Here is a 14,951-nt window from a genome sequence, read left to right on the forward strand (position 1 = left end):
TCAACGCCGCGGACCAGCTGATCTGCTGTACCGCCGGGGAAGAAAATGGAGGAGAGGGAGCCGCGCTCCCTCCCCTCCGCCGTCACGTGCAAGTGCGGGTGGAGACTTCCTTCGTGGCTCGGGTGCCCTGTTCGGCGGCGTCGGCTACCTGGTTGGCGGTGAGGACGTAGCCGGTGCGGTTGTCCTCGACCGATGCGGCGAAGACGACGCCGTAGACGGTGCCTCGGGTGGAGATCAGTGGGCCGCCGGAGTTGCCGGGGCGGACCGAGGCCCAGATCGAGAAGGCCTTGCGGGTGACTGTGCGGTCGCCGTAAATGTCGGGGCCGCGGAGGCGTTCCTCCGAGCGGATCCGGGCCGGTTCGGAGTTGAACGGGCCGTTCTCCGGGTAGCCGAGCACGACCGACGCGGCGTCGGCCTTGCCGCTGTCGTCGAAGACCAGCGGGGCCGCGGTCAGCTTCGGCACGTACAGCACCGCGACGTCGATCTCCGGGTCGAACAGCACCACCGTCGCGTCGTACGAGCGCTTGTCGACCTCGACCTTCGGGTTCTCGACGCCGGCCACGACGTGCGCGTTGGTCATCACCCGCTGCGGCGCGTAGACGAAACCGGAGCCCTCCAGCCCGCGCGAGCAGTTCGCGACGCCGGTCACCTTCGCGATCCTGCTGTACGCCGCCTTGACCGCCGGCGTGCGTCCGATCCCGCCGTCCGGCGGCTGGGTCTCGCGGATCCGCTCCGGCACGAACGGGTCGAGGAAGCGCGGGAACAGATCGGTGTTCACCACGTCGTTGAAGGCCTGCAGCGCCTGGTCGGCCCGGTTCGGCAGCACCTCGTCGACCTTCGCGAGCACCTGTGAACCGCGCACCGCCGACGTCACGTCCGGGATCCGCGCGCCGCTCACCGCGACACCGAGCACCCACGAGACGACCAGCACCGAGGCAGCGGCCAGCACGGCCCCGCCGAGCGCGTCGACGGCCTTGACGGGTTTCCAGGAGATCTTGTTTCTCAGCCGCGAGCCGAGCAGCGCGCCGATCGTCCGCCCGACCGAGGCGAGCAGGATCACCAGCACCAGCGCCGCGAACGAGACCTCGACGCTCGGCGAGAAGTTGTCCAGGATCTTCGGTACGCCGTACACGCCGACGGCCGCGCCGGCCAGCAGGCCGAGCGTCGCGCAGGCGCCGAGGATGAAGCCCTCGACGTACCCGGAGATGGCCACCAGCACGGTGACCCCCACCAGCACCCAATCGAGAATGCTCACTCCACACCCTCCGGACGCCCCAAGTCGTGCTCGATGGCAGTCAGTCGCCGCTCCTCCTGCGACCGCTGCCCCTCACTCCGCCAGGCCGCCTCGACCAGCCGGTCGGGCAACGGTACGACGTGAGCCGGGTCCCAGTCGCGCGCCCAGCCGCCGAGCAGCAGCATTTTGTCCAGCAACCCGGCGGTGAAGCCCCAGATGAACAGGTCGTCGATGACGAATGCCGGGCCGGTGAACCCGGACGGGTGGACGCAGCTGACGCGGTTGGCCGGGTCGGCGAGCGCCGAGAGCGTGACGCGGTGCACCGAGGCGACCTCGGCCGGGTCGACGACCGCGACCGGCGACGGTTCGCGCCACCAGGCGAGCACCGGGGAGACGCCGAAGTTGCTGACCGGGACCCAGAGCGCGGGCCAGACCGCGAACACCTCGACACCGGTCGGGTCGAGGCCGGTCTCCTCCTCGGCCTCGCGCAGCGCCGTACGGACCAGGCCTTCGGTGCCGGTGCCGTCCTCCTCGTCGCTGCGGCCGCCGGGGAAGGCCATCTGGCCGGCGTGCGAGCGCAGCGTCCAGGAGCGTTCGGTGAGCAGTGCGTCGGGGCCGTCGGCTTCGTTGCCGTCGGCAAGCAAGATGAGGACGGCGGACTCGCGTACGGCCGGGTCGTCGGGCGGGAGGAAGCGCGAAAGCTCGTTGGGGTCAACGGTTTTCGAGGCCGTCAGCAACGGGTGCAGCCAGGCGGGGATCTCGGTGTCGAACGTCGTCGCGGTCACAGGGTGACTCCCAGTTTGTCCTTCACCAGGTCGTCGAGCTGCTGCTGGGACTTGAGTACGCCGCGGTGCACGTAGACGATCTTGCCGTCCTGGTCGACGAACGCGGTCACCGGCGGCCCTCCCACCTTGAGCGGCTGCTGCACGAGCTTGTCGGGGTCCGCGAGGTGCGGGTAGGCGAGCCCGTTCTCCCCCGCGAACTTCCTGGCCAGCTCCGGCCGCGGATCCGCGTAGTCGATCCCGATCAGCTTCACCTTGCCCGCCGCCTTCTTCTGCAGCGCGGCCAGGAACGGCGCTTCCTCACGACAGGGCGGGCACCACTGCGCCCAGACGTTGACCACCAAAGGCCCGCGCAGGTCGGCCAGACGGGTGTCAGCACCGTCGCCCAGACAGGGCAGGCTCACGTCGGGCAGTCCTTCCGCAACTGGCGGCTTGGAAGGCGAAGCCTCACAAGCCGCTACCTCGCCGACAGAAGCCGCCGGACTCGGCGAAGAGCCGGTCTGCTCGGTGCCACATCCCGCGAGTACCAGCAGCCCAGCAACCCCCAGCCCCGCGACGACGCGGCGAAGCCGCGAGGCCGGGGGCCGGGCCCGCATCCCCCCGCCCTCGGGGGCGAGGCGGCGAAGCCGCGAGCCCGAACAGCTCACGCCGGGACCTTGACGAGTTTGGCGGCCAGCTCCGGATCCGTCGGGCCCGTGCCGTACGACGGGCACCACTGGGCGATCGGGCAGGCTCCGCAGGCCGGCTTCTTCGCGTGGCAGCGGCGGCGGCCGTGGAAGATCAGGCGGTGGGACAGCATCGTCCAGTCCTTCTTCGGGAACAACGCGCCGATCAGGTGCTCGACCTTGACCGGGTCCTCCTCCGTGGTCCAGCCGAAGCGGCGGACCAGGCGGCCGAAGTGGGTGTCGACGGTGATGCCGGGGACGCCGAACGCGTTACCCAGTACGACGTTCGCGGTCTTGCGCCCGGTGCCGGGCAGCTTGACGAGCTCCTCCAACGTCCCGGGCACCTCCCCGTCGTACTCGTCGACGAGCGTCTGGCCGAGCTTCAGCAGGCTGTTCGTCTTGGCCCGGAAGAAGCCGGTCGGCTTGAGGATCGTCTCCATCTCCTCCCGGTCGGCCTCGGCGTACGCCTGCGCGGTCGGGTACCGGGTGAAGAGCGTCGGCGTCACCTTGTTGACCATGACGTCCGTGGTCTGCGCCGACAGGATCGTGGCCACCAGCAACTCCAGGGGCGACGTGAAGTCCAGCTCGCAGTGCGCGTCCGGGTAGGTCTCGGTGAGCACCTTGTGCATCTTCCGGGCCCGCCGGACGAGCTGCGTCGGCGTCTCCTCGGCGTACACCGGAGCCTTCCGCGGGAGCTTCACGGGCGGGTTCAGAACCGGGGCCGGAACCGGGTGCGGATTGGGGTCCGCGACGCGCTGGGTCATGCGGGCCAGCCTACGTGCGGCACTCCACCCGATATCCGCGGCTCATCAGTCCGGTACGGCGGTCAGCGGCACGGTGCGCATCGGGACGGTGATCGTCAGGTGACGCCCCTCGGGGTGCGCCACCGCCGGCTCGGTCGCCTTCAGCCGCCTCGCGAGCTCGTCCAGTACGGCGACGGTCGACCGGAGATCGGTCACCGCCGTACCGTCCGGCGGCAGCCTGGTCTCCGCATCCGTCGGCGGATCGTCGCCGAAGTAGCGAGCCCCGTCGGTGCCGACGGTCCAGCAGGCCAAGGAGATCCGCACCTGCCCGAGCTCCGGGACGCTGGCCAGTACGTCGCCGTAGAAAGTAGAGCCCTCGTCGGCGACCCGCACCGTCGTCGCCCCCTCGCCCGGCAGCAGCTCCCGTACGGCGGCCTCGACCGCGGTGGCCATCAGGTCGTCGTTGCCGGACAGCCCGGCCGCGTCCTGGTGCAGCCGCGGCACCCACGCTTCACCTGCTGGTCCGCCGGCACGAGCGAAGGCGACCGCGGCGCCGATGCGCGCCTGCTCGGCCAGCTGGTCGACAACGCGACGCATGCCGCGCTCTTCGGCGTACCAGGAGCTGTACGCCGCATGCTCGGCCAGCGCCGCTGGGACGTCCTCGGCATCGGCAAGCACCGCCGCCCACCACGTCGTACCAGCTGCCCAGTCGCCGCCACCAGCAAGCGCCGCCAGCTCGTCCAGCTGCCGAAGCCGCCCGAGTGCCTGCACCAACTGATGCCTGAAGACTTCGTCGACTGCCCGGTGGCGCAGCTCCTCCAGCTCGCCGTGCTCAGCCAGGTAGTGGGCGAGCAGGTCGATCGACGGCCGCTCCCCCGCGTCAGCGCGCGCCCGGAGCTCGTCCAGCAACCCGTGAGCCGCCCGCAACCGCGCAGCCCTCCTCGGAGCGTCCCGCCGGTCCGACCGATCCAGCACAGCCAGTGCCTCGCCGACACGACCCCCGTCCGCCAGCAGCTCCACCAGCAGCTCGGGTGCCACCCGAGGACGGTCCTCCAGTACGGCGATCGCCTCCGCCGTCCGCCCCCGGTCGGCCAGCAGCCGAGCCAGGTCGTACCAGTCCTGGTCAGCCCCGCTGCTCGTCGCTCGAGCTCGCAGTACGTCGACAGCCTCGTCGATCCGGTCGAGCCCGGCGAGCAGCTCCGCCAGCTTCCCGGCGGCGTACGGGTCGTCGAGGCTTTTCAGCTCTTCGACGCGGCCCTGCCGGGCCAGGATGCTGACGAGCAGGTCTCTGGCGCGGGTGTTGCCGGCGGCGGCGTACGGCCGGAGGTCGTCGGCCTGCTCCTGCCGGCCCAGCAGTTCGACCAGCAGCCCGGTGGCGTACTCGTCGTCGGTCGCGAGCGCCTTCAGCTCGTCCACCTGCCCCTGCTTGGCGAGGGCCTCGATCAGGAGGACCCGGGCCTCGTCGTCGCCGCTGTCGGCGCGCGGGCGGAGGTCGTCCACCCGGCCCTCGGCGCGCAGGGTGGCGAGGCGGACGGAGTTGTCGGCGAGTGCCCGGAGCTCGTCGGTGCGGCCGAGCTCGCGCAGCAGGGTCTGGAGCCGGGGACGGTCGGCGGGCAACCGGCTCGCCTTCAGCTGCTCGACCGCCTGGTCGAGGTGGCCGGCCAGGAGGAGGTCGTCGACGGCTGTGGTCGGGTCGGGTGGGTACGCGGCGACGTCCCGTCCGCGCAGCAGCAGGACGAGCTGGCCGCCGCGTTCGCCGACGAACTGCCGCAGCCGGGCGGGGTCGGCGTCCGGGTCGGCCTCGAGCATCCGGATCGCCTCGTCCAGGCGTCCGTACTTGCGCAGCAGGAGGACGAGGATGCCCCGGTGCCGCGGGTCGTCACTGGCACGCAGCAGGCCGGCGGCCTCGTCGATCTCCCCCTGCTCGGCCAGCGCCCACGCCCGGCGGACCACGTCCGGAGCCTGCTCGACGGGCGCCCTGGCCCCCGCGAATCGTTTCCTCAGCCAATCGAGCACGCCCCATCCTGCCTCGCTCGGCCCCACCCGGGCGCGTCCGCCGGTGAGTCGCGGGGAGGGTTCCGGGGCGGGCCCGGAGGCTGCCGGACCGGGCTCCGCGCCGCGCCGCAGCCGCCGTCGTACCGGGGTCGGGGCCGCGGCTCGGGCGGTCGTCGGACCGGGCTCTCGGCGCGTCCCGGGTGACCTACGTGGCGGTTGCGTGACCGGAGGAAGTACGGTTTTGAGGCGGCCGGGTGCTTTCTGCCCGGCGCCGAAGGGGCTCGCAGCCCCTTTCGAAGCTCGCAGTTGAGGTCCGAGGAGGCCCATTCGTGGACGCCGCAGTGCTCCGACAGGCACCGCTGTTCAGTCAGCTCGACGACGAGGCGGCCGACGCGCTGGCCGCGTCGATGACCGAGAGCCGGCTGCGCCGCGGCCAGGTGCTGTTCCACGAAGGCGACTCCGGCGACCGGCTGTTCGTCGTGGTCGAGGGCAAGGTGAAGCTCGGCCGGACCTCCGCGGACGGCCGGGAGAACCTGATCGCCGTGCTCGGCCCGGGCCAGATGTTCGGCGAGCTCTCGCTGTTCGACCCCGGACCGCGCTCCGCGACCGTCACCGCCGTCACCGACGCGTCGATGATGTCGCTGACCCACGACGAGCTGCTGCGCTGGCTGGCCGGGCGCCCCGAGGTGGCCCGCGGCCTGCTGCTGCAGCTCGCGTCCCGCCTGCGCAAGGTGTCCGACGTCGTCGCCGACCTGGTCTTCTCCGACGTACCGGGCCGCGTCGCCAAGGCGCTGCTCGACCTGGCCAGCCGCTTCGGCCGGACGGCGGACGACGGCGTGCACGTGCACCACGACCTCACCCAGGAGGAGCTCGCCCAGCTGGTCGGCGCCTCCCGCGAGACCGTCAACAAGGCCCTGGCCGACTTCGCCTCCCGCGGCTGGGTCCGGCTCGAGCCGCGCTCGGTCGTCCTGCTCGACGTCGAGCGCCTCCAGCGCCGGGCCCGCTGACACCAGCGCGCCGACCACCCGCGCGCACCACTGCCGGTACGCCGAGCCATCAGTGGCCGGTACGCCGTACCGGTAGCCACGCCGACCGACGCGTCGGCCCAGCACCCGCCACTGCAATTTGCTGGGTTAACCCACGCGCTCGCCCGTTGGCCCACCGAATTTCGGTGGGCCAACCGGCTATTTGGTGGGTTGGCCCATCAAATAGCGGATGGTGTCAGCGGAGTCGAGCGCGCGCCGAGCCAAGCGCCAGCCGGGTCGAGCGCCAGCGGAATCAGGCTGCGGCACGGTGAGCTCGGTGGAAGGCCAGTCGGATTTGCGCGCTGACGCGATCTGGTGCCGCAAGGTCGGACCAGGTCACCCGAACGACCTCCAGGCCCAGCCCGCGCAGGCGATCTTCGCGCAGCTTCTCCCGGACCAGTACGTCGGCCGACCCCCCGGCGTACTTCAGCAGGCCGTCGAACTCGACCACCGTAAACAACTCCGGAAAGTAGAAGTCGACCCGCCCGACGAAGCCCGCCGCATCCTCGAAAGATGCCTGCAGCACCGGGCGCGGGAGGCCTTGTTGGTGCATCAGCACCCTGAGCCGAGACTCCCCGACCGACTCCGCAGACGGATCGCGGAAGGCCAGCGCCCGGCGGGCCGTCGTACTGCCTGGCCAGAACTCGGTGACATTGCGCAGCCGGTCGAACTCCGCCCGGTGGTTCTCGAACCGTCGGCTGACGTCGTCCGCGGCGACGACGGAGGACTCGAAAGAAGCCGTGCACGCCGCTTCGATCACCGCTCGGACCGGCGTGGTGGTGAGGATGCCGTCGAGCCGCGTCAGGTCAGCCGGGGCGAGGAGACCTCGGTGATGCCGTACGCCGGCCGCCGGTCCGCTCCGCTGGTCGCTCAGCCGTGTCAGATGTGCCTCAGCCAGGTCCATGCCCCAAGTCGCGACGCCGTGCAGCACCAATGCCGACTGGTGGCTCACGGCAACGCTGCCCGGCCGCATCGAGTTCACGGCCGCGTACACCAGCAGTCGGTGCCGGATCAGTCGCCGGTCCCACGCGGATGTCGCGCTCAGGTCGACGGCAGCGGCGTACTGGCCATGGCGGACTCGCTCCCATCGTCCATCGCCGAGCCGGTCCGCGATCTGGCCGGGCGAATAGCCGCACGACAGCGCCTGCCGACGGCTGAAGACCCCGCCCTGGCGTCCGGCCAGTCTCGTCAGTTGGGCATCCATCACCCCAGGGTCGGCGAAATCGCTTGGTCCCCGCTGGGCCATCCGCTCTCCTGTGGACGACCGCGCGTCGATTCATGGGCTGGCCCACCAGATGGAGCGTTGGACGACCATAATTCGGTGGGCCAACGGCCTAAACTGTGGGTTAACCCATCAAATTGCCCTGGGGGCAGCGGCGAGGCTGAGCGGGAGTCCAGGCGCTCAGGAGTTCAAGTAGTCCAGTTGCGCGCGGACCGAGCGTTCGGCAGCCGGCCAGAGGGTCTTGTCGACGTCGGCGTAGACGGTCTCGACGATCGCTTCGGCGGTGGTGTGGCCGGCGGCGACGGCGGCGCGGACCTGGTCGAGGCGGGCGCGGCGGTGGTCTAGGTAGTACGTCAGTACGCCGGCCGGGTCGTCGATCACCGGGCCGTGGCCGGGGAGGAGGCGGTCGACGCCGGCGGGTGAGTTGGCGAAGGCGCGCAGGCTCTCGAGGGACTCGAGATAGGGGCCCAAGGCACCGTCCGGGTGCGCGACGACCGACGTACCGCGGCCGAGCACGGTGTCGCCGGTGAGCAGCGAGCCGTCCTGCGGGAGCCAGAAGCAGACCGAGTCGAGCGTGTGCCCGGGGGTCGGGAGGACCTCGATGCGCAGCTCGCCGGCGCCGATCACGTCGCCCTCGGCCAGGCCGTGGGCGTGGTCGGTCGGGATCCGGTACGCCGGGTCGACCGCGCGGACCGGTGCGTTCGCCTGGTTCGCGAACCACGCCGCGCCCTCGGAGTGGTCGAAGTGGTTGTGCGTGAGCAGCACTGTCTCGACTGTCGCCCCGGCGGCCTCGACAGCGTCCAGTACGGCGCGCAGGTGCTCCTCGAGCAGCGGGCCGGGATCGACGACGACCGCCCGGTCGGAGTCCGGCGCGCGCAGGATCCAGGTGTTGGTGCCGTCGAGCGTCATCGGGCCCGGGTTCGCGGCGAGCACGCGGACGGCGTACGGGGTGATCTGCTCGGCGGTCATCACTGCTCCGGGGTCTCGAGGTAGGCCTGGTCGTTCTCCACCCGGACGGTCGGCTGGATCGGGGTGATCGTGCGATCGGTGGCCGAGGCCAGTACGGCGGCGACGTCGGCGTACGGGGTGATGTCGCGGCAGCACAGGTACGTCGGCGGCAGCATCAGCATCTCGCCGGCGTCGACGGCCGCGACGGCGTCGGCCGGGCTCATCCAGGCGACCTGGTCGGACTCGCTGGTCACGTCCCGGGTGACCTGGCCGGGCGGGAGCGCCGCGACGAAGAAGCGAGTGTCGTAGCGGCGCGGCTCGAACTCGGGGGTGATCCAGTGCGCCCACGGCGCGAGCAGGTCGGCCCGCAGCACCAGACCGCGCCGGTGCAGGAACTCGGCGAACCCGAGCGACCGGTCCTCGAGCGCGACGCGGTCGGCCTCCCAGTCGGCGCCGGTGGTGTCGTCGACCACCGTCTCCGTCGACGGCCCGGCGAGCAGGACGCCGGACTCCTCGAACGTCTCCCGTACGGCGGCCGCGACGTACGCCGCGGCCGTCTCGGCCGAGCACCCGAGCCGCTCCCCGAACCACTCGGGCTTCGGCCCGGACCAGGAGTCGGCGATGCTCGAGTCGGTCGCGTCGACCCGCCCCCCGGGGAACACGGTCATCCCCGCCGCGAACGCCATCGACTGCTGCCGCCGCAGCAGGTAGACCTCGGGCCCCTTTGAGGTATCCCGCAGCAAGATGACAGTCGACGCAGGCCGAGGCTCACTCGGAGTCAGCCCCTCCCGCACATGAGCAAGAGCCACCTCCGCCATCCGCCCGGACAGAAGCTCAGACCTCAGGTCACGCACTACTCGTTCCCTCTCTGGTTACTGGTTCTCTGCCGGGCGTACGGCGTACAGGTCAGGCGACCTCGACGATGAGCTCTACCTCGACCGGGGCGTCCAGCGGGAGCACCGGGACGCCGACGGCGCTGCGGGCGTGCTGGCCTGCGTCGGCGAAGACCTGGCCGAACAGCTCGGAGGCGCCATTGGCGACCTGGGGCTGGCCGGTGAAGTCCGGGGTGGAGGCGATGAACGCGACGGCCTTGACGACGCGCTTGACGTTCGCCAGGTCACCGATCTCGGCCTTGACCGCGGCCAGGGCGTTCAGCGCGCACTGCTGGGCGCACTCGGCGGCCACCTCGGCGGTGACCTCGCCGCCGACCTTGCCGGTGGCGATCAGGGCGCCCTCACGCAGCGGCAGCTGGCCGGAGGTGTAGACCAGATTGCCGGTCCGGACCGCCGGGACGTACGCGGCGACCGGCTTGGCGACGTCGGGCAGCTTCAGCCCGAGCGCGGCGAGGTTCTCCTCGGGGTGGCTCATGACTCGGTGATCTCCCGCTTGAAGTAGGCGACCAGGTTCTCCGGGTTCAGCCCCGGGACGACCTGGACCAGCTCCCAGCCGTCCTGGCCGAAGTTGTCCAGGATCTCCTTGGTCGAGTGGACCAGCAGCGGCGCGGTGAAGTACTCGAACTTCTTCATGAAGGGGACTCTAACGGGCTCCCTGCCGGGCGTGCTGTGGGCCACGTCCTACGCTGGGGACCATGGCGAGGCTGCATGTGGTGACCGGCAAGGGCGGCACCGGGAAGACGACAGTGGCCGCCGCCATGGCTCTTTCCCTGGCCGACGAGGGCAAGCGGGTGCTGCTCGTCGAGGTCGAGGGGCGGCAGGGACTGGCCCAGCTGTTCGACGTACCGCCGCTTCCGTACGTCGAACGCCGGATCGCCGTCGGACCCGCGGGCGGAGAGGTCTACGCGCTCGCCGTGGACGCCGAGGCGGCGCTGCTGGAGTACCTCGACATGTACTACCACCTCGGCCGGGCCGGGAAGGCGCTCGACAAGGTCGGCGCGGTCGACTTCGTCACCACCATCGCGCCCGGGCTGCGCGACGTGCTGCTGACCGGCAAGGTCTACGAGGCGACCCGCCGCAAGGCGCACGGACGGCTCGCGTACGACGCGGTGGTGCTGGACGCGCCGCCGACCGGTCGGATCGGCCGGTTCCTGAACGTCAACCACGAGGTCGCCGGGCTGGCCAAGATGGGCCCGATCCGCAACCAGGCGGACGCGATCATGGGCATGCTGCGCTCCGACGTGACCCGGATCCACCTGGTCACGCTGCTGGAGGAGATGCCGGTCCAGGAGACCCTGGACGCGGTCGAGCAGCTCGAGGCGCTGGACCTGCGGATCGGCTCGATCGTGGTGAACATGGTCCGGCACAGCCCGCTGGACGACGAGCTGCTCGCGCTCGCGGTGAAGGAGAAGCTGCCGGCCGCCGAGCTGGCGCGCGGCCTGAAGGCGACCGGGATCTCGGCGAGCAAGCAGATGGTGAGCACGCTGGCCGCCGAGGCGCGGGACCACGCCGTACGGATCGGGCTGGAGCGGGAGAACCGCGACCGGATCGATGCCCTGGGCAAGCAAGTGACGGAGCTCGGGCTGGTGCCGGACGGGATCGACCACGGGGCCTTGTTCGACATGGCCGAGGAGCTGCGCGGATGACCGCCTTGGACCTGGATGCGCTGATCGACGATCCGAAGACGCGGATCATCGTGACTTGTGGCGCGGGTGGGGTCGGTAAGACGACCACTGCCGCGGCGCTCGGACTGCGGGCGGCCGAGCGGGGGCGGAAGGTCGTCGTACTGACGATCGACCCTGCGCGGCGGTTGGCGCAGTCGCTCGGGCTGACCGAGCTGGACAACACTCCGCGCGCGGTCAAGGACGTCGACGGCGCGAACGGCGGCAGCCTGGACGCGATGATGCTGGACATGAAGCGCACCTTCGACGAGGTGGTGCTGGCGCACGCGACGCCGGAGAAGGCCGAGCAGATCCTGGCCAACCCGTTCTACGTCGCGCTGTCGTCGTCGTTCGCGGGGACGCAGGAGTACATGGCGATGGAGAAGCTCGGCCAGCTGCACAAGCAGGCCGAGAGGACCGGCGAGTGGAACCTGATCGTCGTCGACACCCCACCGTCGCGCTCCGCGCTGGACTTCCTCGACGCGCCGGAGCGGCTGGCGTCGTTGCTGGAGGGACGGTTCCTGCGGCTGCTGCTCGCGCCGGCCCGCGGTCCGCTGCGGCTGATGTCGGCCGGGGTGAACCTGGCGATGTCGGTGATGAACAAGGTGCTCGGCGCGCAGGTGCTGACCGACGTCCAGACCTTCGCGGCCGCGTTCGACACGTTGTTCGGCGGGTTCCGGGAGCGGGCGGAGAAGACCGTCGCGCTGCTCCGGGAACCGCACACCGCGTTCCTGGTGGTCGCCGCGCCGCAGAACGACGCGCTGCGGGAGGCGTCGTACTTCACTGACCGGCTCCGCGAGGAGCGGATGCCGCTGGCGGGCGTCGTACTGAACCGCGTGACCACCACGCATGCCCCCGACCTGTCCGCCGAGCGCTCTCTAGCGGCCGCCGAGAAACTGGCCGAGGCCGGCAAGTCAGACCTGACCGCCGCCGTCCTCCTCCTGCACGCCGACCGCATGCAGCAGGTAGTAGGCGAAACCAAACGCGCCGACCGCTTCCGCCGAGGCCACCGCACCATCGCGACCGTAGACGTCCCCACCCTCCCCGACGACGTCCACGACCTCACCGGCCTCCGCACCATCGGAAACCTGCTGACCGCCTAGTACGCCCCGATCCCACGAGCACCACCAAGGTTTTGGGGCCGCCCGCTCTGGACTGAGGAGGGAGGGAGCGCAGCGACCGACCGACGAGGGAAGAGCGGGCGAAAAAGCCCCAAAACCCGCGGCGACGAAGTCGACGCCAAAAGCACAGCGTTCACCCTCGGCGAACGGAGAACCTCCCGGGAATGACCAGGTCACCCCCACCGTTGAGCCTGTCAGACTCAATCTTCAAGTGAGGGTGTGACAGCGTGACTGAGACGTTGAATCTTCCTGTTCTGCCGTTGGACGACGTCGTGGTCCTGCCTGGAATGGTCGTGCCGGTGCGGCTGGCCGACACCGAGGCCCGGGCTGCGATCGACGCGGCGCAGGCGTCCGGACAGGACAAGGTGCTGCTGGTGCCGCGCCTGGACGGCAAATATGCGAAGGCCGGGACGCTCGGCGAGATCGAGCAGATCGGCCGGCTGCCGGGCGGAGCCCAGGCGGCCGTGATCCGGGGTACCGCCCGGGTCCTGATCGGCGCCGGGACCACCGGTCCGGGTGCTGCCCTGTGGGTCGGCGCCACGGTGCTGAACGAGATCACCGACGCGCAGTCGGCTGAGCTCTCCCGCGAGTACAAGACCCTGGTCACGAGCGTGCTGGAACGGCGCGGTGCGTACCAGGTGATCGACTCGGTGAAGCAGGTGAACGCTCCGGCCGAGCTGGCCGACCTGGCCGGCTACGCGTCGTACCTGAACGACGCCCAGAAGCTGGAGCTGCTGGAGAACGCGAACGTCACCGAGCGGCTGACCAAGCTGATCGGTTGGGTGAAGGACCACCTGGCCGAGCTCGAGGTGTCGGAGTCGATCCAGAAGGACGTCCAGGAGGGGATGGAGAAGCAGCAGCGCGAGTTCCTGCTGCGCCAGCAGCTCGCGGCCGTCCGGAAGGAACTGGCCGAGCTGGACGGCAAGGCCGAGTCCGAGGAGGAGGACTACCGGGCCCGCGTCGAGGCGGCCGACCTGCCGGAGCACGTCCGCAAGGCCGCGCTGACCGAGGTCGACAAGCTGGAGCGGACCGCGGAGCAGTCCCCCGAGGTCGGCTGGATCCGGACCTGGCTGGACACCGTGCTCGAGCTGCCCTGGAACGAGCGGACCGAGGACGGCTACGACATCCGTGAGGCCAGGGCGATCCTGGACGCGGACCACGCCGGCCTGGACGACGTGAAGGAGCGCATCACCGAGTACCTGGCCGTACGGCGTCGCCGCGCGGACCGTGGTCTCGGAGTGGTCGGTGGACGCCGCAGTGGCGCCGTACTGGCTCTGGTCGGTCCTCCTGGTGTGGGTAAGACCTCACTGGGCGAGTCGGTGGCCCGTGCGATGGGCCGCAAGTTCGTCCGGGTGGCACTGGGTGGCGTCCGGGACGAGGCCGAGATCCGTGGTCACCGGCGTACGTACGTCGGTGCGCTGCCGGGCCGGATCGTCCGGGCGATCACCGAGGCGGGTTCGATGAACCCGGTGGTGCTGCTGGACGAGATCGACAAGGTGGGCGCGGACTACCGGGGCGACCCGACCGCGGCTCTGCTGGAGGTCCTTGACCCCGCGCAGAACCACACCTTCCGGGATCACTACCTGGAGGTCGAGCTGGACCTGTCCGACGTGGTGTTCCTGGCCACGGCGAACGTGCTCGACTCGATCCCGGCTCCGCTGCTGGACCGGATGGAGCTGGTGCAGCTGGACGGGTACACCGAGGAGGAGAAGGTCGTGATCGCTCGCGACCACCTGCTCCCGCGGCAGCTCGAGCGGGCCGGGCTCACGACCGAGGAGGTCAGTGTCGAGGAGTCGGCGCTGCGCCTGCTGGCCGGCGAGTACACCCGCGAGGCCGGCGTACGGCAGCTGGAGCGGTCGATCTCCCGCGTACTGCGGAAGGTGACGGCCAAGCTGGCGCTCGGTGAGGACCTCGGTGGGTCGGTGACGGTCGCCGCGGACAACCTGAAGACCTACCTGGGGTCGCCCAAGTTCACGCCGGAGTCGGCGGAGCGGACGGCGCTGCCGGGAGTGGCGACAGGCCTGGCGGTGACAGGTGCCGGTGGTGACGTGCTCTTCATCGAGGCGTCGCTGGCGGACAAGGAGACCGGCCCGACCGGTGTCACGCTGACCGGTCAGCTGGGTGACGTGATGAAGGAGTCGGCGCAGATCGCGCTGTCCTACCTGCGCTCGCACGGAGCGGAGCTGGGACTGCCGGTCGGTGACCTGGCCGAGCGGAACACGCACATCCACGTACCGGCCGGAGCGGTCCCGAAGGACGGGCCGTCGGCGGGTGTCACGATGACGACCGCGCTGGCGTCGCTGCTGTCCGGACGGCCGGTCCGTTCGGAGGTCGCGATGACCGGTGAGGTGTCGCTGACCGGCCGGGTGCTTCCGATCGGTGGCGTGAAGCAGAAGCTGCTCGCCGCCCACCGGGCCGGGCTGACCACGATCCTGATCCCGAAGCGCAACGAGCCGGACCTGGAGGACGTCCCCGCGTCCGTCCTGGCGGAGCTGACCGTTCACCCGGTGAGCGACGTCCGCGAGGTCCTGGAGCTGGCTCTGGTGCCCGCACAGGTCGACGCCCGGCAGTACGCCGCGTGACCTGAGCAGAAGCCCCTGGCGGCCGACCCACCTGTCCCGGTGGGTCGGCCGTCGTTCTTTCGGATGATTTTTCCGGGCGG

Annotated in this window: 14 protein-coding genes; 4 read left to right on the forward strand and 10 right to left on the reverse strand. The window is 70.8% G+C overall.

Annotated elements, in window-relative coordinates; translation table 11 throughout:
• Positions 1–82 precede the first annotated feature (82 nt).
• The 5 genes from ACLQ2O_RS00215 to ACLQ2O_RS00235 all read right to left on the reverse strand — a co-directional run bounded on the left by ACLQ2O_RS00215 (position 83) and on the right by ACLQ2O_RS00235 (position 5,440).
• Positions 83–1,255 (reverse strand): MarP family serine protease, encoded by a 1,173-nt coding sequence (locus ACLQ2O_RS00215; RefSeq protein ID WP_425825832.1) that lies wholly within the window; start codon positions 1,253–1,255, stop codon positions 83–85.
• The gene (locus ACLQ2O_RS00220; protein WP_425825834.1) at positions 1,252–2,019 is read right to left on the reverse strand and encodes an NUDIX hydrolase; all 768 of its coding nucleotides are present in this window, start codon (positions 2,017–2,019) and stop codon (positions 1,252–1,254) included. Before ACLQ2O_RS00220 ends, ACLQ2O_RS00215 begins: the two co-directional genes overlap by 4 nt.
• The gene (locus ACLQ2O_RS00225) at positions 2,016–2,420 is read right to left on the reverse strand and encodes a TlpA family protein disulfide reductase (protein WP_425825836.1); all 405 of its coding nucleotides are present in this window, start codon (positions 2,418–2,420) and stop codon (positions 2,016–2,018) included. Before ACLQ2O_RS00225 ends, ACLQ2O_RS00220 begins: the two co-directional genes overlap by 4 nt.
• Before the next feature lie 239 nt (positions 2,421–2,659).
• Positions 2,660–3,445 (reverse strand): endonuclease III, encoded by a 786-nt coding sequence (nth, locus tag ACLQ2O_RS00230; RefSeq protein ID WP_425825838.1) that lies wholly within the window; start codon positions 3,443–3,445, stop codon positions 2,660–2,662.
• Between the two features lie 45 nt (positions 3,446–3,490).
• Complete coding sequence (locus tag ACLQ2O_RS00235; protein ID WP_425825840.1) at positions 3,491–5,440, reverse strand: hypothetical protein; 1,950 nt, start codon at positions 5,438–5,440, stop codon at positions 3,491–3,493.
• A 308-nt stretch (positions 5,441–5,748) separates the two neighbouring features.
• Here ACLQ2O_RS00235 and ACLQ2O_RS00240 point away from each other — a divergent pair, with 308 nt between their 5' ends.
• Positions 5,749–6,426 (forward strand): Crp/Fnr family transcriptional regulator, encoded by a 678-nt coding sequence (locus ACLQ2O_RS00240; RefSeq protein WP_425825842.1) that lies wholly within the window; start codon positions 5,749–5,751, stop codon positions 6,424–6,426.
• A gap of 271 nt (positions 6,427–6,697) precedes the next feature.
• Here the strand turns inward: ACLQ2O_RS00240 and ACLQ2O_RS00245 are convergent, their stop codons facing one another.
• The 5 genes from ACLQ2O_RS00245 to ACLQ2O_RS00265 form a co-directional block, all read right to left on the reverse strand.
• Entirely contained in the window at positions 6,698–7,648 is a 951-nt protein-coding gene (locus ACLQ2O_RS00245) for a type IV toxin-antitoxin system AbiEi family antitoxin domain-containing protein (RefSeq protein ID WP_425825844.1), read from the reverse strand.
• A 198-nt stretch (positions 7,649–7,846) separates the two neighbouring features.
• Positions 7,847–8,635, reverse strand: coding sequence for an MBL fold metallo-hydrolase (locus ACLQ2O_RS00250; RefSeq protein WP_425825846.1), 789 nt, complete (start codon positions 8,633–8,635; stop codon positions 7,847–7,849).
• Complete coding sequence (locus ACLQ2O_RS00255) at positions 8,635–9,357, reverse strand: NUDIX hydrolase (protein WP_425825848.1); 723 nt, start codon at positions 9,355–9,357, stop codon at positions 8,635–8,637. Before ACLQ2O_RS00255 ends, ACLQ2O_RS00250 begins: the two co-directional genes overlap by 1 nt.
• A gap of 163 nt (positions 9,358–9,520) precedes the next feature.
• Positions 9,521–9,982 (reverse strand): RidA family protein, encoded by a 462-nt coding sequence (locus ACLQ2O_RS00260; protein WP_425825850.1) that lies wholly within the window; start codon positions 9,980–9,982, stop codon positions 9,521–9,523.
• A complete protein-coding gene (locus ACLQ2O_RS00265; RefSeq protein ID WP_012918129.1) occupies positions 9,979–10,140 on the reverse strand; it encodes a DUF4177 domain-containing protein in 162 nt (53 codons plus the stop codon). The genes ACLQ2O_RS00260 and ACLQ2O_RS00265 overlap by 4 nt, the downstream gene beginning before the upstream one ends.
• 62 nt (positions 10,141–10,202) lie before the next feature.
• Between ACLQ2O_RS00265 and ACLQ2O_RS00270 the strand changes: the two genes are divergently transcribed.
• The 3 genes from ACLQ2O_RS00270 to lon all read left to right on the forward strand — a co-directional run bounded on the left by ACLQ2O_RS00270 (position 10,203) and on the right by lon (position 14,871).
• Positions 10,203–11,153: an ArsA-related P-loop ATPase gene (locus ACLQ2O_RS00270; RefSeq protein ID WP_425825853.1), complete on the forward strand. Its 951-nt coding sequence runs from the start codon at positions 10,203–10,205 to the stop codon at positions 11,151–11,153.
• Positions 11,150–12,271: an ArsA family ATPase gene (locus ACLQ2O_RS00275; RefSeq protein ID WP_425825855.1), complete on the forward strand. Its 1,122-nt coding sequence runs from the start codon at positions 11,150–11,152 to the stop codon at positions 12,269–12,271. The genes ACLQ2O_RS00270 and ACLQ2O_RS00275 overlap by 4 nt, the downstream gene beginning before the upstream one ends.
• 245 nt (positions 12,272–12,516) lie before the next feature.
• On the forward strand, positions 12,517–14,871 hold the full coding sequence (gene lon, locus ACLQ2O_RS00280; RefSeq protein ID WP_425825857.1) for an endopeptidase La: 2,355 nt from the start codon (positions 12,517–12,519) through the stop codon (positions 14,869–14,871).
• Positions 14,872–14,951: the final 80 nt, after the last annotated feature.

The organism is Kribbella sp. DT2, assembly GCF_049844575.1.
GTDB lineage: Bacteria > Actinomycetota > Actinomycetes > Propionibacteriales > Kribbellaceae > Kribbella.

What these genes read in the sequence shown, in the direction of transcription:
- nth (WP_425825838.1), bottom strand. Translation starts at nt 3,445, where the DNA reads ATGACCCAGCGCGTCGCGGACCCCAATCCGCACCCGGTTCCGGCCCCG.
- ACLQ2O_RS00245 (WP_425825844.1), bottom strand. Translation starts at nt 7,648, where the DNA reads ATGGATGCCCAACTGACGAGACTGGCCGGACGCCAGGGCGGGGTCTTC.
- ACLQ2O_RS00250 (WP_425825846.1), bottom strand. Translation starts at nt 8,635, where the DNA reads ATGACCGCCGAGCAGATCACCCCGTACGCCGTCCGCGTGCTCGCCGCG.
- ACLQ2O_RS00260 (WP_425825850.1), bottom strand. Translation starts at nt 9,982, where the DNA reads ATGAGCCACCCCGAGGAGAACCTCGCCGCGCTCGGGCTGAAGCTGCCC.
- ACLQ2O_RS00265 (WP_012918129.1), bottom strand. Translation starts at nt 10,140, where the DNA reads ATGAAGAAGTTCGAGTACTTCACCGCGCCGCTGCTGGTCCACTCGACC.
- ACLQ2O_RS00270 (WP_425825853.1), top strand. Translation starts at nt 10,203, where the DNA reads ATGGCGAGGCTGCATGTGGTGACCGGCAAGGGCGGCACCGGGAAGACG.
- ACLQ2O_RS00275 (WP_425825855.1), top strand. Translation starts at nt 11,150, where the DNA reads ATGACCGCCTTGGACCTGGATGCGCTGATCGACGATCCGAAGACGCGG.